We start from the raw sequence: 25831 nt of genomic DNA, 5'->3' as shown, positions 1-25831 counted from the left end.
CGCTCCCACATTTGGTTTGCGTTGCTTTCAGAGGATCAGCTTTCGGCCAGCTCCATCCGCTCACGGGCTACCGGGGTTTTCACCGCCAGTTCCAACTGCATGCAACGTTCCAGGAACAGATACATGTAGTCGTAACTTTTGCAGACAGCCTGGCGCAACTCCACTTGCAGTGCTTTGCTCGGGTTCATGCCCGCCAGGGTGCAGATGATTTCCAGCGCTTCCCATGGATGGGCGTCGTCATACTGGGCGTGCATCTTCAACCACTTCATGGCCCGCTTGCGATCTTCCTCGGGGAACGCTGCCGCGTAGACGCCACTGGAACAGACCAGTGCCGACCACTCCCCTGTCGCACCCTCGATGGCGTAGTTGGTGGCGGCGATGGCCACGATCAGCGAATCCGACGAACTGGTGTGCCAGCACCAGTGGCTCAAGGCGTGAAGCTCAGGGGCCACCTGTTGGGCTTGCAGATCTTCCAGGCTGATACCGTGAGCACGACTCCAATGCACCCAGTAATCGGCATGGTTCAATTCGACGCGAATGTTGCGCATCAGCCAGCGACGCGCCATGTCTTCGCCAGGGTGGCGCGCAAAACGGGTCTTGGTCAGGTTCTGTGCCATGTATAAAGCGAACTGTTCGACCACCGGCCAGCCACCGATAAGGTACTGACGCATGGTTTTTGCGCTGAGTTTGTTATCTCGCATGCGTTGATACAGTTCGTGTCCGACAACCCGGCGCTTGCTCTCGCTGCAATCCTGGATCAGTTGCTGAGCCCAGGCGGGGTAACTTGCAGCTTCCATGAGTGGTCCGGTTCTGTTGAATGTGTCGATCACTGTCGCGCTCCTTTTGATTGTGATTTTTTAGATCAACAAGAGTTTCAACGGAACGTGCCCGGCGCCTTGAACAACAAAGGTCGGGGCCGGGCAGGACGACTTTGCAAACTATCCCAGGTAAACAGATGCGGGCGTTCAATCACATACCCTTGAGCGTAATCCACCCCGATCTCCAGCAATGCCTGCTCGATCTGAGGTGTTTCAACGAACTCGGCAATCGTGCGCTTACCCATGACATGACCGATGTGATTGATCACTTCGACCATGGCGCGGTTAATCGGGTCGTCCAGCATATCCTTTACGAAACTCCCGTCGATCTTCAGGAAGTCTACAGGTAAATGTTTCAAGTAAGCGAATGAGGACATACCGGCGCAAAAGTCATCTAGCGAAAAATGACAACCTAAACCTTTGAGTTCATTGATAAATCTAATTGCACTACCCAGATTTGCAATCGCGCTGGTTTCTGTAATTTCAAAACAAATCATTTCGGGTGGAATTGAATATGCAACAAACTGTTCACGAAGGAAGTCCAGAAACGCCTCATCTCCGATAGTAATACCTGACAGATTTATCGCACACATGGCCAACGACTCTTCGCGCTCTTGCGCAATGCATTGGGCAATGACTTTGAAAACGTTCTCCACTACCCAACGATCAATCGACGTCATCAAACCGTAACGCTCGGCGGCCGGAATGAAACTGTCCGGCAGAATCATGCGCCCTGCTTCGTCATGCAGGCGCAGCAGGATTTCGATATGCCCGCGGTCCTGCTCGTCAGCGCCAAGGGGCGCGATTTCCTGGGCGTACAGGCAGAAGCGGTCTTCTTCCAACGCTACGTGCAGGCGCTGCACCCAGGCCATCTCGCCAAAGCGCAGGGACAGTTCCGAGTCGTCGGCGTGATAGACCTGAACCCGGTTGCGGCCCTTTTCCTTGGCCATATAACAAGCCATGTCAGCGGCCCGCAGCGAAGCTTCCAGGGTGGCCGGACTCTGGGCCACATGCACCAGACCGATGCTTACGGTGGTCACGAACGGCCGGCCTTTCCAGACAAAATGCAGGTTCTGCACGGTCTGGCGCAGGCCTTCGGCGATTTTCTCGGCCGCTTCCGGCGCGCAATTTTCCAACAGAATGCCGAACTCGTCGCCACCCAGTCGGGCCAGGGTGTCGCCTTCGCGCAAACCTGATTGCAACAACGCACAGATATGTCGCAACAGCTCGTCGCCCGCCGCATGACCGCAGGTGTCGTTGACCAGTTTGAATTGATCCAGGTCGAGAAACATCAAGGCGTGACGCCCCACCTGGCGCGTAAGGTTATGCAGGGCCTGTTCGAGGCGATATTCGAATTCGCGGCGGTTGGCCAGCCCGGTCAGGGCGTCATGGGTCGCCTGCCAGGACAGATTGGCGATGTACTGCCGCTCCTGAGTCATGTCGTGCAGCACCAGCACGGTGCCGCTGACCTTGCCCGCGTTGCGGATCGGCGCGCCGACCAGAGTGACCGAAACCGTGCTGCCATCCAGGCGCTGGATCAGTTTGGAATGCTCGCTGCCACCGCTGAGCTGACCGCTCAAAATGTGCTCGATCAAGGTAAAACCGTCGGCCTGAGCGTTCTCGTCCAGCAGATTGAACAGCGCAGCCAATGGCAACCCCGCCGCCTGTTCAGCCTTCCAGTGAGTCAAGGCCTCGGCGGCCGGATTCATATAGGCGATCGCGCCCTCGACGTCCGTGGTGATCACCCCATCGCCAATCGATTGCAGAGTGATCTGTGCCCGGTCTTTCTCCAATTGCAAGGCATCGGCGAAGGCATGGCGCTGCTTGAGCAGCTTATGAGTGCGCATCAGGGCCAACACAATCAAACCCAGCGCGGTGGCGAGGTTCGTCACCAACAGCAGCCGGAGAATCACCCGCGAGCCTTCGCCCAAGGCGTCGCTGAACGCTTTGGCGGCAGGCGTCACGCCTTCGTTGATGGTAAAAATCTGCTCCTTCCAGCGCTTGATGTCGGCATCGGTGGCCTGGCTATCGGCAATGCGCTGGCGCATCTCCCGCGCGACGTCATCGAGTTGCACCAGGTACGCGTCACCGACCGTCCAGAGGTCGATGGCTCTTTCAAGGTAGCTGAAGTGGCGGAAATTGAGGTACAGCCAAATCAGGCTGGAGACGTCGTCCGGATGGTTGCCGCCCTTGAGGATCGCAATCCGTGCCGCCTCGATATTCGGAGGCTGATGATCCAGCGCCAGACGCAATTCATGACCACCCTGAGGCACCGCAATCGCGTTCTGGTATTTGAGAAAAATCGTTTCGTCGTGACTGTCGGCGTAGAGATTGAGGTAGTAGATGGCGTCTTTCTGGCCCTTGGACCACAGGCTTTCACCACCGACGTAGCCGCGAACCGCCGAAAGAACGTAAAGGCTGACGCCTCCTAACAATGCCTGAAATAACACGACGGCGATAAAAGGCCAGACGATGCCCAACAACCGAGGGGTTCCGAGAGTCCTTTTTTGCTTCATGAGGTCCCTTGTCTTGACACTGCTCGATCGTCGTCCGGACGAAAACGCTACCGCTAGACTAGGATGGGTTCTCACTCTAGGCAAGCCGGGGAAACTCATGCTCAACAGCAGCATAGTCCCAGCGCTTCAGGGCTGGGCTTCATCCCCATGTGCTCATCCTTGCCGGGGAAAACGCCCTGAGCGTCCTGTGGCACTCATCTAGTGCTGCTGCAAATGCCCATAAAGCTTGGCGTACAACCCACCATCGGCAATCAATTGCTGGTGGTCGCCATCCTCGGCAACTTGCCCACCATCGAACACCAGCACCCGGTCGGCCTGCTTCACGGCCGATAACCGGTGCGCAATGATCAGCGTGGTGCGGTTGCTCAAGAACCGCGCCAGTGCCTGGTGCAGGTTGTATTCGGTGGCTGCGTCCAGGGCGGACGTGGCCTCGTCGAGGATGACCACTTTGGGTTCGGCCAACACCATCCGCGCAATCGCCAGGCGTTGACGCTGCCCGCCGGATAAACGCACACCGGAGCGCCCGACAATACTGTCCAGGCCGTTGGGCAATTCACGCACCGTGTTGTGCAGTTGAGCAATTTCCAATGCCTGCCAGCAGGCTTCGTCGCTGCGTTCGCGGCCCATGGTCAGATTGGCGCGCACGGTGTCGTTGAACAGTGCCGGATGCTGCAAGACCACGGCGACATTTTCGCGCACGGTTTCCAGGCCGATCTCTTCCTGAGTCGAACCACCGAAACGGATGGTGCCGGCCAGCGGCGTGTACAAACCGAGCAGCAACTGCACCAGCGTGCTTTTCCCACCGCCGCTGGCGCCGACAATCGCGACTTTTTCACCGGGGGCAATCGACAGGTTCATTTGGTTCAACACCAACTCGTCGCCGTAGCCGAAACTCAATCCCTGAACTTCGATGCCCACCGTGTCGCGCCCCTGGAACGGGTCGACACTGCCGGTGTATTGCGGCTCGTCGGCACGGGCCAGCAACTCGTTGATTCGCGACAGCGCACCGCCGGCGGCGTAAAAGGCGTACTGCAGGTTGAGCAGTTGTTCCACCGGACCGATCATGAACCACAGGTAGCTGAACACGGCCAGCATCTGGCCGATGGACAGGTCGGAAAACAACACAGTGAGCATGGCCGCCGCACGGAAAATATCGATGCCGAACTGGAACAGCAAACCACTGGCGCGGTTCGATGCATCGGTTTTCCACTGCGAGTTCACGGCGTAATCGCGCACTTCACGCGCTCGCTGGCCAAGCCGGCCGAGGAAAAAACCCTGACGATTACCGGCGCGCACTTCCTGGATGGCATCCAGGGTTTCGGTCAAGGCCTGGGTGAAGCGCGAGGTGCTGTCGTTCTCGAGTTTTTTCAGGTGTTTGACCCGCTTGCCCAACTGCACCGTGGCATAGATCACCAGCGGGTTGAACAGCAGGATCAGCAGCGCGAGTTTCCAGTGCATCCACATCAGGATGGAGGCGGTGCCCACCAGCGTCAGCATGGCCACGAGGAAACGACTGAGGGTTTCGCCGACGAATTTGTCCAGCGTGTCCAGGTCGGTGACCAGGTGCGTAGTCACCGTGCCGCTGCCCAGGCTTTCGTATTCCCCCAGCGAGATGCACTTGAGCCGCTCGATCAACCGCAGCCGAATCCGATACACGATGTCTTTGGCCAGCGCCGCAAACAATTTCGCCTGCACAACGTTGAACAACAACGCGGCACAGCGTAGTGCCAATGTCACCAGCAGCATCAGGCCAATATAGCCCGCGGCTTTCTGCCAGACGTCGGGCAGCGCGTGGTTCATTATTTTCAGCGCAGCGTCGCCGTGGCCCAGCAGCACTTCGTCGACCAGCAATGGCAACAGCAAGGGGATCGGCACGCTGCACAGCGTTGCCAATACCGCGACGCCGTTGGCGATCCACAAGGATTTTTTATGGTGAAGGGCCAGGCGACGGATTTCTGCCCAGCTCAGACGGTCGACACGTGCAGGGGCTGGAACGTCGTCGGGCAGGTCATGCACAGGCAGCGCGCTCCAGCCAGCGGCCGAGCAACGGTGACAACACACTCAAAGGTTGATACCCATTGGTCAGCAACGCCAATTGACCATCACGCTCTGCCAGCAAGGTCGGGAAACCGGCAATGCCCAGGTCCTGGACCCAGGTGAAATCGGCAGCGGTGGCTGCGTGCTGATCGGCACGGTCGAAGGCGGCAGCGAACTCGATGCGCGGCAAACCGGCCTGCTCTGCCAGCTCAACCAACACGCTGGCGTGGGTGACGTCGCGACCTTCGGCGTAGAACGCCTGCTGGATCAACCCGAGCAATTTCCACGCGCAATCCGGTGCCAGGCTGCGCGCCGTCACCAGCGCCCGACACGCCGGCTCGGTGTCGTAGACAAACCCGTCGGGCAGCGCGCCTTCAAACTTGAACGGTTGACCAGTAGCCTCGTGGACCGCCTGCCAGTGCTCAAGGATGTAGCGCCGGGTGGTCGGCTCCAGCGCCGAGCCACTGCCCGTGCGCAAACCGCCGACGACCAGATGCACGTCCACCCCCGCTGCCTGCGCCTGCTCGACCAGCGCGTTGGCCACCGGCGCAAAACCCCAGCACCAGGAACACATCGGGTCCATCACATAGAGCAGGCGACGTGCAGACATGGTTCAAGCCTCGGAAGGAGTTTGCTTGTAGTTGTAACCGATCGGGTGCGGCATGTTGCGCGCCTTGGCCAGTTCGATCTGCTTCTGCCGGTCGATGGCACTGCGACGGGTTTTCTCGCTCAGCTTATCCCAGCAATGCGGGCAACTGATGCCGGCCACATAATGCTCGGATGCACGGTCTTCCACGCTGATGGGCGTACGACAGGCATGACATTGATCGTAGTCGCCTTCGCTGAGGTCGTGGCGCACAGTCACGCGGTTATCGAACACGAAGCAGTCGCCCTGCCATTTGGTTTCTTCCTGCGGTACCTCTTCGAGGTACTTCAGGATGCCGCCCTTGAGGTGATAGACCTCGTCGAAACCCTGACTGAGCATGTAGCTCGAGGCCTTCTCGCAGCGAATACCGCCGGTGCAAAACATCGCGACTTTCTTGTGCACGGCCGGGTCGAAATTGGCTTTGATGTAGTCGGGGAATTCGCGAAAACTGGTGGTCTTCGGATCGATGGCGCCTTCGAAGGTGCCGATCGAGACTTCATAGTCGTTGCGGGTGTCGATCAGCAGTACTTCCGGATCGCTGATCAGTGCGTTCCAGTTCTGTGGATCCACGTAGGTGCCGACACTTTTATTCGGGTCCACGCCTTCGACGCCGAGGGTGACGATTTCTTTCTTGAGTTTGACTTTGGTGCGATAGAACGGCTGATCGTCGCAGTACGACTCTTTGTGGTCGATGTCGTCCATTCGTGGGTCGTTCTTGAGCCAGGCCATCAGCCCGTCGATGCCTTCGCGGCTGCCGGACACGGTGCCGTTGATGCCTTCTTCGGCGATCAGCAGCGTGCCTTTGATGCCGTTGTCGACCATTGCTTGCAGCAGCGGCTCGCGCAGGGTGACGTAATCTTCCAGGGTGACGAACTTATACAGTGCCGCCACGACAATCTGTTGTGTCATGGGTAATTCTCCAGGTGGCTACCCTCGTAAGGGGTGAACCGGATGCGAAAAAAAACGCGCCGGGTGAGCGGCGCGTTGCGGATTCTAGCAAAACCAGCAGCGATTGGCTTTAGATGGCCAAGATCGCAGCCTGCGGCGGCGCCCACAGGCGCGTAGGAGCTGCCGCAGGCTGCGATCTTTCGATCTGCTTAATGTTTGCTGCCGCCAGCACAGGTCGGCGAGGCCGGGGCCGCGTCGATCTGTGCCCATTCTTGCGGCGTGTAGGTATGCAGCGCCAACGCATGGAACTCGCCCATCAGTTCGCCCAAAGTGCCGTACACCTTCTGGTGACGCTTGACGCGATTGAGGCCTTCGAACTGCTGGCTGACCACCACCGCCTTGAAGTGGGTCTGTAACCCACGGCTGTGCATGTGGCTTTCATCCAGCACTTGCAGATGCTCGGGCTGTAGCAGCCCGAGCGTCGATTCGATGCGTTGTTGCATGGTCATCCCGAACTCCGCTTAAGGCTTTTTCTTGGCAGGAGCGGCGCCCTTAGGCTCCAGCTCGGCCGTCATGTCAGCCAGCAGTTTGTTGACCACAGGCACCGCGCTTTCCAGCTTGGCTTGAGTCATCTGGGCCGATTGCTGAGTCAGCTGCGGCATTTTTTCCAGGACTTTCTTGCCCAGTGGCGACTGGTAGAACGCAACCAGATCCTTGAGCTCGGATTCGCTGAAATTGGTGGTGTAAAGCTTGACCATGTCCGGCTTCAGCTTTTTCCAGCCAATGGCTTGATCCAGAGCGGCGTTAGCCTTGGCCTGGTAAGTTTCCAGAACGGCTTTTTTCGATTCAGGGGCTTTGGTCTGTTCAAAGCGCTGAGCGAACATTTGCTGCACTTGCATGTACACCGGAGTGCCCAATTTGTCAGCGTGCGCCAGGGTCAGGAAAGCTTCGGCACTGGCGTTGTGGCTGGCGGTATCGGCAAAAACCTGGCCGCTGGCGCAAACCAGTGCAACCGCGGTACAGATGGCACGAAGACGAGTCATCGAGTTTCCTTTTCTAGCAGGCGAGGCAAAACCTCAAGGGCGTCCATTCTGCACCTAAAAAAGTGTGTCACTCAACCCCAAGCCTTGTCGCGCCTGATTTAGAGGGGTTGAACGGTCAAATTCCAGACTGATGGAACCACAGCCGGCGATCAAGGCCTAAACTGCGCTATCAGACCTACAGGAGTGTGCATGATGAGCCGTATCGAAACCGACAGCCTGGGCCAGGTGGAAGTCCCGGATGACGCTTACTGGGGCGCTCAGACGCAACGCTCGCTGATCAACTTCGCCATCGGCAACGAACGCATGCCGCTGGCGGTGCTACACGCCCTGGCCCTGATCAAGAAAGCCGCGGCGCGCGTCAACGATCGCAATGGCGACCTGCCCGCCGACATCGCCCGGCTGATCGAACAGGCCGCCGACGAAGTGCTCGACGGCGACCATGACGAGCAGTTCCCGCTGGTGGTCTGGCAGACCGGCAGCGGTACCCAAAGCAATATGAACGTCAACGAAGTGATCGCCGGTCGCGCCAACGAACTGGCCGGCAACCCGCGCGGTGGCAAGGCCCCGGTACACCCCAACGATCACGTCAACCGCTCCCAGAGTTCCAACGATTGCTTCCCCACGGCCATGCACATCGCGACGGTTCAGGCGGTGCAGCAGCATTTGCTGCCGGCGATCAGCGAGTTGTCCGGCGGGTTGGCGGAGCTGTCCGCACGGCACATGAAACTGGTCAAGACCGGTCGTACCCATATGATGGACGCCACGCCAATTACCTTCGGCCAGGAACTCTCGGCGTTCATCGCGCAACTGGATTACGCCGAGCGGGCGATCCGCAGCGCGCTACCGGCCGTCTGTGAACTGGCTCAGGGCGGCACTGCGGTCGGCACCGGATTGAACTCGCCCCACGGTTTTGGCGAAGCGATCGCCTCCGAACTGGCCGCCCTCTCCGGCCTGCCGTTCGTTACGGCCCCCAATAAATTTGCCGCCCTGGCCGGCCACGAGCCGTTGGTCACCCTCTCCGGCGCACTGAAAACCCTTGCCGTGACCCTGATGAAAATCGCCAACGACCTGCGCCTGCTGGGCTCCGGGCCGCGAGCGGGGTTTGCCGAAGTGAAACTGCCGGCCAATGAGCCGGGCAGTTCGATCATGCCCGGCAAGGTCAACCCGACTCAGTGCGAAGCGCTGTCGATGCTGGCCTGTCAGGTATTGGGCAATGACGTTGCCATCGGTTTTGCCGCCAGTCAGGGCCACCTGCAATTGAACGTGTTCAAACCGGTGATCATCCACAACCTGCTGCAATCGATCCGCTTGCTGGGCGATGGCTGCAGTAACTTCCAGCAGCATTGCATCGCCGGCCTGGAACCGGATGCGCAAAAAATGGCCGAGCATCTGGAACAAGGTTTGATGCTGGTGACGGCGCTGAACCCGCACATCGGCTACGACAAATCGGCGGAGATTGCCAAGAAGGCTTACAGCGAGGGGCTGACCTTGCGCGAGGCGGCGTTGCAGCTGGGGTATCTGACGGATGAAGAGTTTGATGCCTGGGTGAGGCCGGAGGACATGTTGGAGGCCGGTGCCAAGGGCTGAGTTCTGTAGCGCCCGACAGTCAGTCATCGCGGGCAAGCCCGCTCCCACAGGTTTTGGGTTGCTCACGGATACTGTGATCGACACAAAACCTGTGGGAGCGTGGCTTGCCCGCGATGAACGATAACGAGGTCTACCGTGTGACTGCCATCCGCACCCGTCGAGCCCTGAGCCCGGCCACCAACGATGGCCCCAACGCCACCAACGCCGACCCGAGCACCACCAGCACCGCCCCGCCATAACCCAGGCCATTGATCTGTTCGGCATGCACATACTCCGGCCATAACCACGCGGCCACGGCCACGGCGCCAAAGGTCACCAGCGGCGTGATCGCCAGCGTCGCACTGACCCGTGAGGCTTCCCAATGGGCCAGGGCTTCAGCGAAGGCGCCATAAGCGATCAGCGTGTTCAAACAGCACGCCAGCAGCAGCCAGCCTTGCAGCGGGCTCAGTTGCAGCGCCTCCAGCGGATGCACCCATGGCGTCAGCAACAGCGCGCAAAACAGGTAAATCACCATCATCACCTGCAACGAATTCCACACCGTGAGCAACTGCTTCTGGCCCAAGGCATAGAAGGTCCAGACCGTGGACGCCAGCAGCACCATCAGCACACCGGCGGTGTAATCGGTCAGGGAGGTGAGCAACTCACTCAAGCGCTGATTGAAGAAGAGCGCAAAGCCGATCAGCAGCACCAACAGGCCAATCCCCTGCCCCACGCTAAACCGTTCCTTGAACACGAACAGACTGGCAATCAGCAACATGATCGGGCCCATTTGCACCACCAGTTGCGCGGTGCCGGGGCTGAGCAGGTTCAGGCCCATCAGGTACAGCACGTAGTTGCCGACCAGTCCGAGTACCGCCATCAACACCAGCCAGCCACCGCGCGGGCCGAGGACTTTACGACTCGGCAGGCGTTTGGTCGCCGCCAGATAAATGAACAGGCAACCGCCGGACACCAGCAGGCGAAACCAGGTCACCGTCACCGGGTCCATCACCAGCAGCACTTGCTTGAGCTTGATCGGCAGGATTCCCCACAGCAACGCAGTCAGCAAGGCCAGGCACAGCCCATAAACCCAGCGACCCGATGAAATATGCATGCTGACCCCAAAGCCGATTGGCGAAAACGGTCATTCTAGGCTCAGACCGGGGCGCGACACAGGGACAGTTGCCAACGGGCCGCGAATGAAACTGTGCAGGTCGCACCGTAAAGTTGACGATATGCCGTCGATCAGGTGGCCAGGCGCGACAAGTGGTTCATGCATAAGCTCATTGAAACTGTCATCCGCAGGAGATCGCTCATGTACGGCATGCGCGCCCAAGACAACGCCCCCGCCACCCACTTTCGTTGTGACCGCTTGTGTCGTGTGAATGGAGAGCTGTATTTCACCACACGGGAACTCACTTTGGAGGGGCCGTTTGAAAACCGGGAGGCAGCGGAGCGCGAGATTCACGCGTATATCGAGCGGATGCAGGTCATGAGCATGAGCGAATAAACCGCGCCGCCTGCATTCGCGAGCAAGCCCGCTCCCACATTTAACCGTGTCCAACGTTGGAACTCGGTCAAATGTGGGAGCGGGCTTGCTCGCGAATGCGGTTGATCAGGCTACAAAACACTTAAGGTCTAACGCACCGCCTCAAACAACCCCGTAGCCCCCATCCCGCCCCCCACGCACATGGTGACGATGCCGTAACGCAGGTTGCGCCGCTGCAGCTCACGCACGATGTGCCCGACCTGACGCGAACCGGTCATGCCGAACGGGTGGCCGATGGCAATCGAGCCGCCGTTGACGTTGTATTTGTCGTTGTCGATTTCCAGCCGATCGCGGCTGTACAGGCATTGCGAGGCGAACGCTTCGTTGAGCTCCCACAGATCAATGTCGGTAACCTGCAACCCCTTGGCCTTGAGCAACTTCGGCACCGAAAACACCGGGCCGATGCCCATCTCGTCCGGCTGGCACCCGGCCACGGCAAAACCGCGGAAGAAGGCTTTGGGCTTGAGCCCCAGCGCCAGAGCTTTCTCCAGGCTCATCACCAGGGTCATCGAAGCGCCGTCGGACAGTTGCGACGAGTTGCCGGCGGTCACTGAGCCGTCTTCGGCAAACACCGGTTTCAACCCGGCCAGGCTTTGCAGAGTCGTGTCCGGGCGATTGCAGTCGTCATGATCGACGATGCCGTCGAGGATCTGCACCTGGCCGGTGACCTTGTCCTCAACGCGATACTTCACCGCCATCGGTACGATTTCATCGTTGAACAACCCGGCGGCCTGCGCCAGGGCGGTACGCTGCTGACTTTGTAGAGCGTATAAATCCTGCTCTTGGCGACTGACAACGTAACGACGCGCGACGATCTCGGCGGTCTGGCCCATGGGGAAATAAATACCCGGCACCTGCTCTTTCAGCAGCGGGTTGATCAGGTTGTCGGTGTTGACGCTTTTCATGGTCAGGCTGATCGACTCGACGCCGCCAGCGACAATGATGTCGCTGCACCCCGAAGCAATCTGATTGGCGGCAATGGCGATGGCCTGCAAGCCCGACGAACAGAAGCGGTTAAGGGTCATGCCTCCCGTCCCGATGCCCAGGTGCGACAGCACCGCGACGTTGCGGCCAATGTTGAAGCCCTGGGCGCCTTCGTTGGAGCCGGCGCCGACGATGCAATCCTCGACGCTGGCCGGGTCGACGTCATTGCGCGTGAGCAGCGCGTTGACACAGTGGGCCGCCATGTCGTCCGGGCGGGTCATGTTGAACTTGCCGCGAAAGGACTTGGCCAGGCCGGTCCGTACGCTGTCGACGATCACCACTTCACGCATGGCATACACCTCATTGTTGTTGTCAGTCAGGAGTTGGACCGAGCATAAGTCCACCCTATGACTGACCGCGACAATCATTCACCCCGCGTATGCGTAGCCATCGGTTCAGCGCTTGCGCTTTTGCAGTTTCTTTTCGCGCTTGTCGGACTTTTCAAAGGCCTCTTCCAGCGCCTGGTTAATGGTGCGCAAGACCTTGACCCGTGCCCAGCGCTTGTCGTTGGCTTCCACCAGGGTCCAGGGCGATATCTCGGTGCTGGTTCGATCGACCATATCGCCGACAGCGGCGCGATAGTCGTCCCATTTGTCGCGATTGCGCCAGTCGTCTTCAGTGATTTTGAAGCGCTTGAAGGGGATCTCTTTGCGCTCCTGGAAACGCTCCATCTGAGTCTGTTTGTCGATGGCCAGCCAAAACTTGACCACGATCACTCCGGCATCGGCGATCTGCTCTTCAAAGTCGTTGATCTCGCCATAGGCGCGCATCCAGTCCGCCTTGCTGCAAAAGCCTTCGATGCGCTCCACCAACACCCGGCCATACCAGGAACGGTCGAACACAGTGAATTTTCCCCGGGCCGGAATATGCCGCCAGAACCGCCAGAGATACGGCTGCGCCCGTTCTTCCTCGGTGGGCGCGGCGATCGGCACGATGTCGTACTGGCGCGGGTCGAGCGCCGCGGCCACCCGCCGGATTGCCCCGCCCTTGCCTGCCGCGTCGTTGCCTTCGAACACCGCAATCAACGCGTGGCGACGCATGCGTTTGTCGCGCATCAGCCCGGAAAACCGTGCCTGCTCGGTAATCAGTTGCTCTTCGTAATCGTCCTTGTCCAGCTGCTGGGTCAAGTCCAGGCTGTCGAGCAGATTCACTTGATCGACGCTGGGGAACAAGGGCGCTGCGCTGACTTTGTGCGGGTGAATCCTGGGTCTCTTCAGCGCGCTCTGCAGGCCCTCGAGCAAGATCTTGCCGACCGTCAGGCTCCGATAGCGCGCGTCCACGCCGGCGATCACATGCCACGGCGCATAGTCGCGGCTGGTGCGGCGCAGCACCCGTTCGCCGTACTTCACGAATTTGTCGTAGGTCGCGGATTGTTGCCAGTCCAGCGGGCTAATGCGCCAGCTGTGCAACGGGTCGTCGGCCAGCGCCTTGAGCCGCGCTTTCATTTGTTTTTTGGAGAGGTGAAACCAGAACTTGAAGATCAGCGCGCCTTCGTCACACAGCATCTTCTCCAGCCGTTCGGCCCCGTTGATGCTTTGATCGAGTCGCGGATCCTTGAACAAACCATGAACCCGTCCCTGCAACATCTGGCTATACCAGTTGCCGAAGAAAATCCCCATGCGCCCCTTGGCCGGGAACATCCGCCAGTAGCGCCAGGCCGGCGGTCGCGCCAGTTCTTCGTCGGTCTGCTGGTCGAAGGTGCGGACCTCGATCGAGCGCGGGTCCATCCACTCATTGAGCAACTTGACCGTCTCGCCCTTGCCGGCCCCTTCGATGCCGTTGATCAAAATGATCACCGGAAAGCGCTGTTGCTGGCGAAGTTCGAACTGCGCTTCGAGCAAGGCTTCACGCAACGCTGGCACTTCGGCTTCATAGGTTTCTTTGTCGATGACATGACCGATTTCAGCAGATTCGAACATGGAGCGGCTCCTTCCAGGATTGAGCAAGACTAGCAGCAAAAAAGATCAAAAGATCGCAGCCTTCGGCAGCTCCTACAGGTGTACGTCGATACCATGTAGGAGCTGCCGAAGGCTGCGATCTTTTGCGGTAACCCACCATTTTGAGCAGGCGGTTGGCTCGGTGCCTTGCCATGGATCAAGCGCCACTGCGGCGATCGGCTAGAATGGCCACCTTGCCGTTACCGAGCCTGCCATGAAACCTGTATTGCCCCACGCCCAGCTCGACTGGGACGACCAAGGTCGCCCGCGTTCGCGGGTGTTCGATGATGTGTATTTTTCCGACCTGTCGGGCCTTGAAGAAACCCGCTACGTGTTTCTGGAGCAAAACGTTTTGCGCGACCGCTTCGCCGCCTTGCCGGCGGGTGGTCGACTGGTGATTGGCGAGACCGGTTTCGGCACCGGGCTGAATTTTCTCTGTGCCTGGCAGTTGTTCGAACAGCACGCGGTGGCCGGTGCGCGACTGCATTTTGTCAGCGTCGAAAAATACCCGCTGAGCGCGCCCGATCTGCAACGAGCCTTGGCCTTATGGCCGGAGCTCAAGCCGTTTGCCGATCAATTGCTGGCGCAATACGTGGCGATCCATCAAGGCTTTCAGCGTCTGGTGCTGGACAACGGCCGCGTTACCCTGACCTTGCTGATCGGCGATGCACTTGAGCAGTTGCCGCAACTGGATGCGCAGATCGACGCCTGGTTTCTCGACGGTTTCGCTCCAGCGAGAAACCCCGACATGTGGACCGCCGAATTGTTTGCCGAATTGGCTCGCCTGGCGGCGCCCGGCTCGACCATCAGCACCTTCACCAGCACCGGCTGGGTGCGCCGCCTGCTGAACGCGGCGGGCTTCAAGATGAAGCGCACGCCAGGCATCGGCCACAAGTGGGAAATTCTGCGGGGCACGTTCCTCGGTTGGCCCGAAGAGACCGCTAAACCAGCCGCGACAAAACCATGGTTCGCTCGCCCACAACCGCTGACCGGCGAACGCCGCGCTTTGGTGATCGGCGCCGGTCTGGCCGGTTGCGCCAGTGCCGCCAGCCTCGCCGCGCGGGGTTGGCAAGTGAGTTTGCTGGACCGTCACGAAGCACTGGCGCAGGAAGCCTCGGGCAATCCTCAGGGCGTGCTGTACCTCAAGCTTTCGGCCCATGGCACGGCGTTATCGCAATTGATCGTCAGCGGTTTTGGCTACACCCGACGTCTGCTGGAACAGCTGCAACGTGGTGTCGACTGGGACGATTGCGGGGTCTTGCAACTGGCCTTCAATGCCAAGGAAGCCGAGCGTCAGGCGCAATTGGCCGCGGCCTTTTCACCGAGCCTGGTGCACCTGCTCGATCAATCCCAGGCCCAGGCCCGAGCCGGTATCGAACTGGCGCACGGCGGCTTGTTCTACCCTGAAGGTGGCTGGGTTCATCCGCCCGCGTTGTGCCAGTGGCAAGCGTCCTCCACGAACATCCAGTGGCTGCCCCATTGCGAGGTGCTGGAACTGCGCAAGGTCGATGATCAATGGCAGGCTTGGGATGGTGATGCACTGCTGGCCAGCGCGCCCGTGGTAATTCTGGCCGGCGCCGCCGAGATCAAGCGTTTTCCATACAGCGCCGACCTGCCCCTCAAACGCATTCGCGGGCAAATCACCCGGCTGGCGCAAACCCCTGAAAGCCAGAGCCTGGCGACCGTCGTCTGCGCTGAAGGTTATGTAGCACCCGCACGCCTGGGCGAACACACACTCGGCGCCAGCTTCGATTTCAAAAGCGATGAGCTGACCCCGACCGTCGCCGAACACCTCGGCAACCTGGCGTTGCTCGAGGAAATCTCCACTGATCTGGTCGCCCGTCTGCATGTTCCAGACCTGGACCCGCAACAGCTTGAAGGGCGCGCGGCATTCCGCTGCACCAGCCCCGACTACTTGCCGATCGTCGGACCGTTGGCCGAACAGGCCGCCTTCGCCGAGGCCTATGCCGCGCTGAGCAAAGATGCCCGGCAAGTGCCCGATGTTCCCTGCCCATGGCTCGATGGTTTTTACATCAACAGCGGTCACGGCTCTCGCGGTTTGATCACCGCGCCACTGTCTGGCGAGCTGTTGGCGGCATGGCTAGAAAACGAGCCGTTGCCGCTGCCAAAAACAGTGGCCGAAGCCTGCCATCCCAACCGTTTTGCCTTGCGCCAGTTGATCCGCGGAAAAGCCTGACCCACAGCCTTATAACTTATCGGTCTAAAACTCCAGGGATTCACCTGGGTCAGTTTCTGAGTACCCGCCGTTTTTGGCGGGTATCGATTGACCCTCCCCAACGGAAAAACCGGTAAGGACTTATGTGCGGATTAGCTGGAGAATTACGTTTCGACCATCAACCTGCGGACCTCGCAGCCATTGAACGAATCACCCATCACCTGGCCCCTCGCGGCCCTGATGCGTGGGGCTTCCACAGCCAGGGGCCGATTGCCCTGGGCCATCGGCGCCTGAAAATCATGGACCTGTCGGACGGCTCGGCACAGCCGATGATCGACAACTCACTGGGCCTGTCCCTGGCCTTCAACGGCGCGATCTACAACTTCCCGGAACTGCGCACCGAACTGGAAAGCCTCGGTTACGCCTTCTATTCCGGCGGCGACACCGAAGTGCTGCTCAAGGGTTATCACGCCTGGGGCGAAGCCTTGTTGCCCAAACTCAACGGCATGTTCGCCTTCGCCATTTGGGAGCGCGACGCCAAGCGTTTGTTCATTGCCCGCGACCGTCTCGGCGTGAAGCCGTTGTATCTGTCGCGCACCGGTCAACGCCTGCGCTTTGCCTCGGCCCTGCCAGCATTGCTCAAGGGCGGCGACATCAACCCGATCCTCGACCCGGTGGCGCTCAATCATTATCTGAATTTCCACGCCGTGGTCCCGGCCCCGCGCACCTTGCTGGCGGGCATCGAAAAGCTGCCCCCGGCAAGCTGGATGCGCATCGAAGCAGACGGCACCACCGAGCAGAAAACCTGGTGGACCCTGCCCTACGGCCCAAATGCCGACGAACTGAACCTGACCCTCGAAGACTGGCGCGACCGTGTGCTCGACAGCACCCGTGATGCGGTGGCGATTCGTCAACGGGCGGCCGTGGATGTCGGCGTGCTGCTTTCCGGCGGTGTCGATTCGAGTCTGTTGGTAGGCCTGTTGCGCGAAGTCGGCGTTGAAAACCTGTCGACCTTCTCCATCGGTTTCCAGGATGCCGGCGGCGAGCGCGGTGACGAGTTCCAGTATTCGGACCTGATCGCCAAGCACTACGGCACCCAACATCACCAACTGCGCATCGACGAAAAAGAAATCATCGAGCAACTACCCGCGGCGTTCCGCGCCATGAGCGAGCCAATGGTCAGCCATGACTGCATCGCCTTCTACCTGCTGTCTCGCGAAGTGGCCAAGCACTGCAAGGTGGTGCAAAGCGGCCAAGGCGCGGACGAGTTGTTCGCCGGGTATCACTGGTATCCGCAAGTGGACGGTGCGAGCGATCCGTATGCGGCGTATCGCGATGCGTTTTTCGACCGCAGCTACGCCGACTACTCCGCCACGGTGCAGCCGAAATGGCTGACGGCCAACGACGCGGCCGGCGACTTCGTGAAGGAACATTTCGCTCAGCCCGGTGCCGACGCAGCCGTAGACAAAGCCCTGCGTCTGGACAGCACCGTGATGCTGGTGGATGACCCAGTCAAACGGGTCGACAACATGACCATGGCCTGGGGGCTGGAAGCGCGCACGCCGTTTCTCGACTATCGCCTGGTGGAATTGTCGGCGCGGGTGCCGGGCAAATTCAAACTGCCGGATGGCGGCAAGCAAGTCTTGAAAGAAGCGGCGCGGCTGGTCATTCCGAGTGAAGTGATCGACCGCAAAAAGGGTTACTTCCCGGTCCCCGGCCTCAAGCATTTGCAGGGCGACACGCTGAACTGGGTGCGTGAACTGCTGCTCGATCCGAGTCAGGATCGTGGCCTGTTCAACCCCGCCATGCTCGACCGCCTGCTGACCGATCCGCAAGGTCAACTGACCCCGTTGCGCGGCTCCAAGCTGTGGCAATTGGCAGCTCTGAACCTGTGGCTCAGTGAACAAGGAATCTGATCGATGAAACCTCACGCTACGGCTTATAGCCAACGCTTGTTGCGCGGTCAGGCGCCCTCCTACGAACGCTTGCAGGCGCGCCTGGCCGAAGACGGCAGTGAATTGGGCGCCGCGCCAATCGCGGTGCATTGCGGCTGGGGCCGGTTGCTGATCGGCCATACCTTTCCCGATGCCGCGAGCCTTGCCCTAGAGCTGCTCAATGAGCAGCCCGGTGAGCGGGACATCGCCTTGTACGTTGCCGCGCCCCAGCAAGTGCTGGGGCTGGAGCCGGCCCAACTGTTCCTCGACCCTTCCGACACCTTGCGCCTGTGGTTCAGCGATTATCGTCAGTCCACCCGGGTGTTTCGCGGTTTTCGCATCCGTCGGGCGCAAAGCGAAGCGGACTGGCAGGCCGTCAATCAGCTGTATCAGGCGCGCGGCATGCTGCCGATTGATGCGAGTTTGCTGACGCCTCATCACCAGGGCGGCCCGGTTTACTGGCTGGCCGAAGATGAGGACAGCGGCGCGATCATCGGCAGCGTCATGGGCCTGAATCATCACAAGGCCTTCAACGACCCGGAGAACGGCAGCAGCCTGTGGTGCCTGGCGGTCGATCCACAATGTTCCCGCCCAGGCGTCGGTGAAGTGCTGGTGCGGCACTTGATCGAACACTTCATGAGCCGTGGCCTGAGTTACCTGGACCTGTCTGTGCTGCACAACAACCGTCAGGCGAAAAGCCTTTACGCCAAGCTCGGTTTTCGCAACTTGTCGACCTTCGCCATCAAGCGCAAAAACGGCATCAACCAGCCGTTGTTTCTCGGCCCCGGCCCGGAAGCGGAGTTCAATCCGTATGCGCGAATCATCGTTGAGGAGGCTCATCGGCGCGGCATTGATGTGCAGGTGGATGACGCGCAAGCCGGTCTGTTCACCCTGATTCACGGCGGTCGTCGGGTACGTTGCCGCGAATCCCTGAGCGATCTGACCAGCGCCATCAGCATGACGTTGTGTCAGGACAAAAGCCTGACCCACAAGGTGCTGAAAAACGCCGGTCTAAAACTGCCCGCCCAACAACTGGCGGGGAGCGCGGACGACAACCTGGCATTTCTCGACGAGCACGAACGGGTGGTGGTCAAACCGCTGGACGGTGAACAGGGCCAAGGTGTGGCGGTGGATTTACGCACCATCGAAGAGGTTCAGCAGGCCATCGAAAACGCCCGCGCATTCGACAGTCGAGTGCTGCTGGAAAGCTTTCACGAAGGCCTCGACTTGCGGATTCTGGTGATCGGTTTCGAAGTGGTCGCGGCCGCCATTCGCCGGCCGGCGGAGGTGGTCGGCGACGGTCAGCATTCCATTGGTGCGCTTATCGAGGCCCAGAGCCGTCGCCGTCAGGCGGCGACCAGCGGTGAAAGCAAAATCCCGCAAGACCATGAGACCCAGCGCACCTTGCAGGCGGCGGGTTACGACTACAGCAGCATTCTGCCGGCCGGCGAGCACTTGTTCGTGCGACGCACGGCGAACCTTCATACCGGCGGCATTCTTGAGGACGTCACGGCGATTCTGCATCCGACCTTGGTGGATGCGGCCGTGCGCGCGGCGCGGGCGCTGGATATTCCGATGGTCGGGCTCGACCTGATGGTGCCGGCCGCTGACCAGCCGGAGTATGTGTTTATCGAAGCCAATGAGCGCGCCGGGCTGGCCAACCATGAACCGCAGCCGACGGCCGAGCGGTTTGTGGATTTGTTGTTTCCGCATAGTCAGCCGGCGGCCTAGCCCCCCTGATCGTTCCCACGCTCCGCGTGGGAATGACTCCTCGGACGCTCCGCGTCCGCTTGGGACGCAGAGCGTCCCTGGCTGCATTCCCACGCGGAGCGTGGGAACGATCAGCTCTCACTTCATCAGGAGTTTCCATGACCAGCAAAATTCCCGAACCGGACCTCAATTACCTGCAAAAAGTCCTGCTGGAAATGCTCGCCATTCCCAGCCCCACTGGCTTCACCGATACCATCGTGCGTTACGTCGCCGAGCGTCTTGAAGAGCTGGGCATTCCCTTTGAGATGACTCGTCGCGGCACCATCCGCGCCACCCTCAAGGGCAAGAAAAACAGCCCGGACCGCGCCGTCTCCGCCCATCTGGACACCATTGGCGCAGCGGTTCGCGCGATCAAGGATAACGGCCGCCTGACCCTGGCGCCGGTCGGTTGCTGGTCCAGCCGTTTTGCCGAGGGCAGCCGCGTCAGTCTGTTCACCGACAACGGTGTGATCCGCGGCAGCGTGTTGCCGCTGATGGCTTCCGGGCACGCGTTCAATACTGCCGTGGATGAAATGCCGATCAGTTGGGATCACATCGAATTGCGCCTGGACGCCTACTGCGCGACCCGCGCCGATTGCGATTCGTTGGGGATCAGCGTCGGCGATTTCGTCGCCTTCGACCCGTTGCCGGAGTTCACCGAAAGCGGCCACATCAGCGCCCGCCACCTCGATGACAAGGCCGGCGTTGCCGCCTTGCTGGCGGCGCTGAAAGCGATTGTCGACAGCGGCGAAGAGTTGATGATCGACTGCCATCCGCTGTTCACCATCACCGAAGAAACCGGCAGCGGTGCGGCAGCCGCCCTGCCCTGGGATGTCAGCGAATTCGTCGGCATCGACATCGCGCCGGTCGCGCCCGGCCAGCATTCCAGCGAACATGCGGTGAGTGTGGCAATGCAGGATTCTGGCGGGCCTTATGACTATCACCTGTCGCGCCATCTACTGCGCCTGGCCAGCGACAACGAACTGCCGGCGCGCCGTGACTTGTTCCGCTATTACTTCAGCGATGCGCATTCGGCCGTCACGGCGGGCCACGACATTCGCACCGCCCTGCTGGCCTTCGGTTGCGATGCCACCCACGGTTACGAGCGCACCCACATCGACAGCCTCGCCGCCCTCAGCCGCCTGCTCGGCGCCTACATCCTCAGCCCGCCGGTGTTCGCCAGCGATGCACAACCGGCCAAGGGATCGCTGGACCGGTTCAGTCACCAGATCGAACACGAGACGCAGATGGAAAGCGATACGCGGGTGCCGTCGGTCGATAGCCTCGTCGGACAGCGCACAGATAGCTAAAGCGAACGCAAAATTGTAGGAGCTGCCGCAGGCTGCGATCTTTTGATCTTGATCTGCAGCGATGCATCTGGCGCAAAGATCAAAAGATCGCAGCCTTCGGCAGCTCCTACTGGTGATGCGTTCATAACCGCCGTAGCATCGCGCCATTGTCTAGCCGAGGTGCCTTATGCTGATCCCCCACGACCAACTTGAAGTCGACACCCTGACCCGCCTGATCGAGGATTTCGTGACCCGCGACGGCACGGACAACGGCGATGACACACCGCTGGAAACCCGCGTCTTGCGTGTTCGCCAGGCATTGACCAAGGGACAGGCGCTGATCGTCTTCGATCCGGAAAGCGAGCAATGCCAGTTGATGCTCAAGCACGACGTGCCCAAGCATCTGTTCGACTGAGGCCCTTAACGAGCTTTGGCTTTGGCCTGTTTGATCTGGATGCGCTCATAGACTTCGGCGCGATGTACGTTGACCTGCTGTGGCGCTTCAACACCGAAGCGCACGCTGCTTCCGTTAACGGCGAGAACCCGCACGGTGATGTTGTCACCAATGGAAATCAACTCGCCCACAACGCGACTGAGTACAAGCATGGCATTCATCCTTCAGGGTTTCCGGCCCTTGAAGATGCCCGGCGCGTAGCGGGTGTTCAATGCAACGGCAGCAAAACAGTCTCGCCCTACAGCGCAGGATGCTTCGCCCTGACGGACCCATCCGACAAACCGGTTGAATGAAGGACCGATCCTTCAGGAAGCGGAGAGACGCGGGCCGAACAAGATGACCGTGGCGCCGATCACACACAGCGCCACACCAATCCAGTCCGAGCCCAGTGGACGAATCCGCTCGACCACCGCCAGCCAGCCAATCGACGCAATGATGTAGATGCCCCCGTAGGCGGCATAGGCGCGGCCGGCATAGCTCGCTTCGACCCGGGTCAGCAGCACCGCGAACAAGATCAGGCTGAGCAACGCCGGGATAATCCACCAAGCGCTTCTACCCTGGCGCAACCACATCCAGAAGGCGAAGCAGCCGGCGATTTCGAACAGCGCGGCGAGGAAAAACCACAGGTAATTGATCATGCAGGTGTCTCGTGAGGATGGCCGGTTGCGGCCACCCTAACGACGGTATTGCGCACGGGCAAGTTCAGCCTGCGGATTGTTTGGCCTTGGCGCGCATTTTGTCGGCCATCACGGTCATTTCGTTGTAGAGCACTTGCGGGTCTTTTTGCTTGATCGCCCAGGCCATGCGGCCCTGTTCGTGAGGCAGAATCAAGAATTCGCCGGCGGCGACCTGCTGATAGATGTAATCGGCAATGTCAGCGGCGGTGATCGGCGAACTTTCCAGCAACTTGCCGACCTGGGCTTTCATGGCCGGGGTCGGGCCGCGGAAGGAGTCCAACAAGTTGGTCTGGAAGAACGACGGGCAAACGACATGCACGCTGACTTCCTCGTGGGCCAGTTCGATCAACAGACTCTCGGACAAAGCCACCACACCCGCCTTGGCCACGTTGTAGTTGCTCATGGCCGGACCTTGCATCAGTGCCGCCATCGAGGCGATGTTGATGATCTTGCCTTTGCTTTTCTCCAGCAGCGGCAGGAAGGCCTTGCAGCCCTTGACCACGCCCATCAGGTTGATCGCGATCTGCCAGTCCCAATCCTCCAGCGACAGTTCACTGAAGAACCCGCCCGAGGCCACGCCGGCGTTGTTGACGATGACATCGATGCCGCCGAGTTTCTCTTCGCAGGCTTGGGCGAAGGCCGTCAGCTGGCTGTAGTCACGCACATCGCAGCGCTGGATGAAACCATCACCGCCGGCTTCGCGAACCAGTTTCAGGGTTTCTTGCAAACCGGGTTCACTGACGTCCGACAAGGCCAGCTGCCAGCCTTCACGCGCCCAACGCAGCGCGATTTCGCGACCCAGGCCTGAGCCCGCGCCAGTGATCATCATGCGATTTTGCATAGCAAACAGCCTTGTTGTTCCGGGGAAGATGCACCGAGTGTAGCGAAGGATAATGCGCAACCCACGCTCCATCAGATTGCTGAATGGCCAGCAATGAACCACGGCGCGGTCTGGTTGTTTCAACTTTGAGACGCAGTAAAAGAAATAAACATACTTTCCAAATACATTAAAAAAACCTGGAATTTTTCTTCATATCCATGAGTCGGATTTTGTAAGCAGCTAGGATTAATACAAGTCCAGCTGATGGCTAAACCCTAGGTCAATCCACAACGCTTCCAACAAGGAAACAGACATGGGCACAATTCTTATCGTTATTCTTATCCTGTTGTTGATAGGTGGCTTGCCGGTCTTCCCGCACTCCAGAAGTTGGGGTTACGGCCCGTCCGGTATCATCGGCGTAGTGTTGGTGGTGCTGTTGATCCTGCTGCTACTTGGCAAGATATAAAGGTTTTGCCGGCAAAAAAAAGAGGCCCTGCGAAGGGCCTCTTTTCGTATGCGCCAGCGGTCGGTGATCCGACTTACTGGCGAAGGCACCCTTAAGGACGCCTTCGCCGGCAAGCCTGGCTCCTACAGGTCCGGCTTGCCGTCAACCACACCGGCGGTGTTATCGATCAGGCTTTTTGAGGCCGTCTGGATGAACGACTCGAGCTTCTGCTTGAGCGCCGCTTCGTCCGCCGAAGCCGGGATCACTTCACCTTTCGGGTTGGCGCCCAGTTCATATCGATACAACTTCGGCGGCATCTCTTTGGGCAGTACCAGCACGCGATCCGCAGTGAGCAACGCCACCGTCTGATCGCTGCCCGACGGTTTGATCATGCCAAAGCCCTTGTCGCCTTCCGGCAGGTTCAGCAAGTCGCGACCCCAGCATTGATGAACCACATCGCCACCGACACGGCCCATGATGGTCGGCACGATATCGATCTGAGTGCCCACGGTGTGGTCGACCTGACCGAATTTTTCCTGCACGCCCGGCCCGATCAACAGCATTGGAACGTTGAAGCGACCCAGGTCCATTTGGGTAATTTGCTGTTCATTGCCAAAACCGTGATCGCCGACAACCACGAACAGGGTTTCCTTGAAGTACGGCTCTTTGCGGGCCTGTTCGAAGAATTGACCCAACGCCCAATCGGAGTAGCGCATGGCGGTCAAGTGCTCGTTAAGGCTGCCGCGATCGGTCACAGGCGCAACCGGCAATGGCGTCGGCAAAGCATACGGCGTGTGGTTGGACAGCGTTTGCAGCAAGGCATAGAACGGCTTTTTGTCCTTGCCGTCGCGGGCCTTCAATTCTTCCAGGCCACGGTTGAACATGTCCTGGTCGGACACGCCCCAGGTCGGATCGGAGAACACCGGGTTGACGAAGTCATTACGCCCGATGAAATTGGTCATGCCCTGGTTGCTGAAGAAGCCCGACTGGTTGTCCCAGGCGAAGTCGCCGTTGTAGACGTATACATCGTCGTAGTCACGGGCACTGAGCAACTGCGGCAGGCCGGACAGTTTGTGGCTGCCTTCAGGCGTCTGCATCAGGTATTCGAAACCCGGCAAGTTCGGGAAGCAGGCCATGGTGGCGAACATGCCCTGATGGGTATGGGTGCCGTTGGAGAAGAAACGGTCGAACAACAGGCCTTCTTTCGACAGTTTGTCGAAGTACGGCGTGATTTCACCCGGACGCCCCAGAGCGCCCACCGAGTGACCGGCGAAGCTTTCCATCAGGATCACCACGACGTTCTTGATCGGCAGTGTCTTGTTGGTATCGGGGCTGTAGGTGCGACGCACCGCAGCGGTCTCGGGATCGACCAGCTTGTCGCTCGGGGTCAGCAACATATCGCGCACGGTTTGCTGGGCCACAGGCTGTGGCAGTGTGGCCTTCCAGACATTGTCGCGATGTTCGGACAACCGGCTCTTCGCCGCCGCGACCAGCGACAGCGTGCCATTGAGGCCCAACTGGTTGGCGAAATTGGAGTCGGTGGTGTAAACGTCACCCCAACGCATTGGCGGCCCCTGACGCAGGGTGCCACGAGCGGCGACCACGCAGACCAGCAGACAGACCACGAACACGATGCCACGCGCATACCACGGAGCGACCTGCCGCGTACTAATGCTGCCTCCGCTGAACGGCCCGCGAGGACGCGTGGCGCGGTCGGCGCCCTTGAACGCGAGGGTCAGAATCAACGTGCCCACGGCCCAGGCCAACAGGTAGCGAACCACCGGAAAACCGTACCAGAGCATGCTCATCACGGTTTTCGGGTCTTCTTTCACGTACTGGAAGACCAGGCCGTTGAGGCGCTGGTGGAACTCGCGGTAAAAGTCCATCTCCATCAGGCCGAGGAACAGCGCGATACTCGAGACAACGGTCAGCCACAGCCGAAAGAACCCGCGGGCAGCCATGGCCCGGGCGCTGAACAATGCCAGCAGCAGCGGGATGCAGAGGTAAACCACCAGACGCAAATCGAAACGCAGGCCGTTGGCGAACGCTTCCAGAAAGGTCGAAGCCGGTGTGTCGAGGATCATCGAGCTGTTGTAGACCAACAGCGCTACGCGCAGCAGGCTGAACATGACCATCATGACCAAGGCACACAACAGTGTGTAGGCCAGATGCGATTTGACGGTCGGTTGCAGCAGGCGACTAGAAGCTCGCTGCTGACTCAGGGCGTCCGGGTTTGCCATGTCGTTTTAGGACCCATTGGAAGTTGAAGTTTCAAAAATACAGCGGCGCCTTGCCTGATGCTG

22 protein-coding genes are annotated in these 25831 nt (G+C 59.8%); 8 read left to right on the top strand and 14 right to left on the bottom strand.

The genetic code is table 11. The features are described from left to right. Positions 1 to 35: 35 nt before the first annotated feature. The 7 genes from TU81_RS15230 to TU81_RS15200 all read right to left on the bottom strand — a co-directional run bounded on the left by TU81_RS15230 (position 36) and on the right by TU81_RS15200 (position 7948). A complete protein-coding gene (locus TU81_RS15230; protein WP_390176088.1) occupies positions 36 to 797 on the bottom strand; it encodes a TenA family transcriptional regulator in 762 nt (253 codons plus the stop codon). 77 nt (positions 798 to 874) lie between these two features. Further along, complete coding sequence (locus TU81_RS15225; protein WP_048395878.1) at positions 875 to 3334, bottom strand: EAL domain-containing protein; 2460 nt, start codon at positions 3332 to 3334, stop codon at positions 875 to 877. Between the two features lie 198 nt (positions 3335 to 3532). After that, positions 3533 to 5350: an ABC transporter ATP-binding protein gene (locus tag TU81_RS15220; protein ID WP_048395875.1), complete on the bottom strand. Its 1818-nt coding sequence runs from the start codon at positions 5348 to 5350 to the stop codon at positions 3533 to 3535. Beyond that, positions 5343 to 5945 (bottom strand): DsbA family protein, encoded by a 603-nt coding sequence (locus tag TU81_RS15215; RefSeq protein WP_173667543.1) that lies wholly within the window; start codon positions 5943 to 5945, stop codon positions 5343 to 5345. Before TU81_RS15215 ends, TU81_RS15220 begins: the two co-directional genes overlap by 8 nt. A 39-nt stretch (positions 5946 to 5984) precedes the next feature. Further along, entirely contained in the window at positions 5985 to 6926 is a 942-nt protein-coding gene (trhO, locus tag TU81_RS15210) for an oxygen-dependent tRNA uridine(34) hydroxylase TrhO (protein ID WP_048395873.1), read from the bottom strand. Positions 6927 to 7114: 188 nt separating this feature from the next. Next, positions 7115 to 7414 (bottom strand): BolA family protein, encoded by a 300-nt coding sequence (locus TU81_RS15205; RefSeq protein ID WP_008005913.1) that lies wholly within the window; start codon positions 7412 to 7414, stop codon positions 7115 to 7117. A gap of 12 nt (positions 7415 to 7426) precedes the next feature. Beyond that, positions 7427 to 7948 carry a DUF2059 domain-containing protein gene (locus tag TU81_RS15200; protein ID WP_038982146.1) on the bottom strand — a complete coding sequence of 174 codons (522 nt, stop codon included), beginning with the start codon at positions 7946 to 7948 and terminating at the stop codon, positions 7427 to 7429. A 192-nt stretch (positions 7949 to 8140) separates the two neighbouring features. Between TU81_RS15200 and TU81_RS15195 the strand changes: the two genes are divergently transcribed. Further along, a complete protein-coding gene (locus TU81_RS15195; protein ID WP_048395872.1) occupies positions 8141 to 9535 on the top strand; it encodes a class II fumarate hydratase in 1395 nt (464 codons plus the stop codon). Positions 9536 to 9665: 130 nt separating this feature from the next. Here TU81_RS15195 and TU81_RS15190 read toward each other — a convergent pair whose 3' ends face one another. Continuing rightward, the gene (locus tag TU81_RS15190; RefSeq protein WP_048395870.1) at positions 9666 to 10628 is read right to left on the bottom strand and encodes a DMT family transporter; all 963 of its coding nucleotides are present in this window, start codon (positions 10626 to 10628) and stop codon (positions 9666 to 9668) included. A 201-nt stretch (positions 10629 to 10829) separates the two neighbouring features. Here TU81_RS15190 and TU81_RS15185 point away from each other — a divergent pair, with 201 nt between their 5' ends. Further along, positions 10830 to 11024: a DUF6316 family protein gene (locus TU81_RS15185; protein WP_038982143.1), complete on the top strand. Its 195-nt coding sequence runs from the start codon at positions 10830 to 10832 to the stop codon at positions 11022 to 11024. Between the two features lie 128 nt (positions 11025 to 11152). On the opposite strand, the gene TU81_RS15180 is transcribed toward TU81_RS15185, so the two are convergent. Together TU81_RS15180 and pap are read right to left on the bottom strand one after the other, a co-directional pair. Continuing rightward, on the bottom strand, positions 11153 to 12337 hold the full coding sequence (locus tag TU81_RS15180) for a thiolase family protein (RefSeq protein ID WP_048395867.1): 1185 nt from the start codon (positions 12335 to 12337) through the stop codon (positions 11153 to 11155). 105 nt (positions 12338 to 12442) lie between these two features. Beyond that, the gene (gene pap, locus TU81_RS15175) at positions 12443 to 13966 is read right to left on the bottom strand and encodes a polyphosphate:AMP phosphotransferase (RefSeq protein ID WP_038982141.1); all 1524 of its coding nucleotides are present in this window, start codon (positions 13964 to 13966) and stop codon (positions 12443 to 12445) included. Positions 13967 to 14198: 232 nt separating this feature from the next. On the opposite strand from pap, the gene mnmC reads away from it, so the two are divergent. From mnmC to TU81_RS15150, 5 genes are all read left to right on the top strand, one after another. Then, positions 14199 to 16181: a bifunctional tRNA (5-methylaminomethyl-2-thiouridine)(34)-methyltransferase MnmD/FAD-dependent 5-carboxymethylaminomethyl-2-thiouridine(34) oxidoreductase MnmC gene (gene mnmC / locus TU81_RS15170; RefSeq protein ID WP_048395865.1), complete on the top strand. Its 1983-nt coding sequence runs from the start codon at positions 14199 to 14201 to the stop codon at positions 16179 to 16181. 122 nt (positions 16182 to 16303) lie between these two features. Further along, positions 16304 to 18076, top strand: coding sequence for an N-acetylglutaminylglutamine amidotransferase (locus tag TU81_RS15165; RefSeq protein ID WP_048395863.1), 1773 nt, complete (start codon positions 16304 to 16306; stop codon positions 18074 to 18076). A gap of 3 nt (positions 18077 to 18079) precedes the next feature. Next, the gene (gene ngg, locus TU81_RS15160; RefSeq protein WP_048395862.1) at positions 18080 to 19825 is read left to right on the top strand and encodes an N-acetylglutaminylglutamine synthetase; all 1746 of its coding nucleotides are present in this window, start codon (positions 18080 to 18082) and stop codon (positions 19823 to 19825) included. Between the two features lie 137 nt (positions 19826 to 19962). Beyond that, on the top strand, positions 19963 to 21153 hold the full coding sequence (locus tag TU81_RS15155) for an osmoprotectant NAGGN system M42 family peptidase (RefSeq protein WP_048395858.1): 1191 nt from the start codon (positions 19963 to 19965) through the stop codon (positions 21151 to 21153). A 166-nt stretch (positions 21154 to 21319) separates the two neighbouring features. Continuing rightward, complete coding sequence (locus TU81_RS15150; RefSeq protein WP_003199186.1) at positions 21320 to 21547, top strand: YheU family protein; 228 nt, start codon at positions 21320 to 21322, stop codon at positions 21545 to 21547. Between the two features lie 5 nt (positions 21548 to 21552). On the opposite strand, the gene csrA is transcribed toward TU81_RS15150, so the two are convergent. The 3 genes from csrA to TU81_RS15135 all read right to left on the bottom strand — a co-directional run bounded on the left by csrA (position 21553) and on the right by TU81_RS15135 (position 23104). Beyond that, a complete protein-coding gene (gene csrA / locus TU81_RS15145; RefSeq protein WP_030132007.1) occupies positions 21553 to 21738 on the bottom strand; it encodes a carbon storage regulator CsrA in 186 nt (61 codons plus the stop codon). 153 nt (positions 21739 to 21891) lie between these two features. Beyond that, complete coding sequence (locus tag TU81_RS15140) at positions 21892 to 22224, bottom strand: YnfA family protein (RefSeq protein WP_048395854.1); 333 nt, start codon at positions 22222 to 22224, stop codon at positions 21892 to 21894. A gap of 64 nt (positions 22225 to 22288) precedes the next feature. After that, positions 22289 to 23104: an SDR family oxidoreductase gene (locus TU81_RS15135; protein WP_038982135.1), complete on the bottom strand. Its 816-nt coding sequence runs from the start codon at positions 23102 to 23104 to the stop codon at positions 22289 to 22291. 292 nt (positions 23105 to 23396) lie between these two features. Between TU81_RS15135 and TU81_RS29615 the strand changes: the two genes are divergently transcribed. Next, entirely contained in the window at positions 23397 to 23549 is a 153-nt protein-coding gene (locus TU81_RS29615) for a DUF3309 family protein (protein ID WP_008012020.1), read from the top strand. A gap of 122 nt (positions 23550 to 23671) precedes the next feature. Here the strand turns inward: TU81_RS29615 and TU81_RS15125 are convergent, their stop codons facing one another. After that, positions 23672 to 25768: an LTA synthase family protein gene (locus TU81_RS15125; RefSeq protein ID WP_038982134.1), complete on the bottom strand. Its 2097-nt coding sequence runs from the start codon at positions 25766 to 25768 to the stop codon at positions 23672 to 23674. Positions 25769 to 25831: the final 63 nt, after the last annotated feature.

The sequence above is a fragment of the Pseudomonas lini genome (genome assembly GCF_001042905.1).
GTDB lineage: Bacteria > Pseudomonadota > Gammaproteobacteria > Pseudomonadales > Pseudomonadaceae > Aquipseudomonas > Aquipseudomonas lini.
Note: the sequence above shows the minus strand (reverse complement) of the source record. Positions and strands in the feature narration are given on the sequence as shown.

Coding starts and splice junctions, on each gene's coding strand:
- TU81_RS15230 (WP_390176088.1), bottom strand. CDS start 797: ATGGAAGCTGCAAGTTACCCCGCCTGGGCTCAGCAACTGATCCAGGAT.
- TU81_RS15225 (WP_048395878.1), bottom strand. CDS start 3,334: ATGAAGCAAAAAAGGACTCTCGGAACCCCTCGGTTGTTGGGCATCGTC.
- TU81_RS15215 (WP_173667543.1), bottom strand. CDS start 5,945: ATGTGTTCCTGGTGCTGGGGTTTTGCGCCGGTGGCCAACGCGCTGGTC.
- trhO (WP_048395873.1), bottom strand. CDS start 6,926: ATGACACAACAGATTGTCGTGGCGGCACTGTATAAGTTCGTCACCCTG.
- TU81_RS15205 (WP_008005913.1), bottom strand. CDS start 7,414: ATGACCATGCAACAACGCATCGAATCGACGCTCGGGCTGCTACAGCCC.
- TU81_RS15200 (WP_038982146.1), bottom strand. CDS start 7,948: ATGACTCGTCTTCGTGCCATCTGTACCGCGGTTGCACTGGTTTGCGCC.
- TU81_RS15195 (WP_048395872.1), top strand. CDS start 8,141: ATGAGCCGTATCGAAACCGACAGCCTGGGCCAGGTGGAAGTCCCGGAT.
- TU81_RS15190 (WP_048395870.1), bottom strand. CDS start 10,628: ATGCATATTTCATCGGGTCGCTGGGTTTATGGGCTGTGCCTGGCCTTG.
- TU81_RS15185 (WP_038982143.1), top strand. CDS start 10,830: ATGTACGGCATGCGCGCCCAAGACAACGCCCCCGCCACCCACTTTCGT.
- TU81_RS15180 (WP_048395867.1), bottom strand. CDS start 12,337: ATGCGTGAAGTGGTGATCGTCGACAGCGTACGGACCGGCCTGGCCAAG.
- pap (WP_038982141.1), bottom strand. CDS start 13,966: ATGTTCGAATCTGCTGAAATCGGTCATGTCATCGACAAAGAAACCTAT.
- mnmC (WP_048395865.1), top strand. CDS start 14,199: ATGAAACCTGTATTGCCCCACGCCCAGCTCGACTGGGACGACCAAGGT.
- TU81_RS15165 (WP_048395863.1), top strand. CDS start 16,304: ATGTGCGGATTAGCTGGAGAATTACGTTTCGACCATCAACCTGCGGAC.
- ngg (WP_048395862.1), top strand. CDS start 18,080: ATGAAACCTCACGCTACGGCTTATAGCCAACGCTTGTTGCGCGGTCAG.
- TU81_RS15155 (WP_048395858.1), top strand. CDS start 19,963: ATGACCAGCAAAATTCCCGAACCGGACCTCAATTACCTGCAAAAAGTC.
- TU81_RS15150 (WP_003199186.1), top strand. CDS start 21,320: ATGCTGATCCCCCACGACCAACTTGAAGTCGACACCCTGACCCGCCTG.
- csrA (WP_030132007.1), bottom strand. CDS start 21,738: ATGCTTGTACTCAGTCGCGTTGTGGGCGAGTTGATTTCCATTGGTGAC.
- TU81_RS15140 (WP_048395854.1), bottom strand. CDS start 22,224: ATGATCAATTACCTGTGGTTTTTCCTCGCCGCGCTGTTCGAAATCGCC.
- TU81_RS15135 (WP_038982135.1), bottom strand. CDS start 23,104: ATGCAAAATCGCATGATGATCACTGGCGCGGGCTCAGGCCTGGGTCGC.
- TU81_RS29615 (WP_008012020.1), top strand. CDS start 23,397: ATGGGCACAATTCTTATCGTTATTCTTATCCTGTTGTTGATAGGTGGC.
- TU81_RS15125 (WP_038982134.1), bottom strand. CDS start 25,768: ATGGCAAACCCGGACGCCCTGAGTCAGCAGCGAGCTTCTAGTCGCCTG.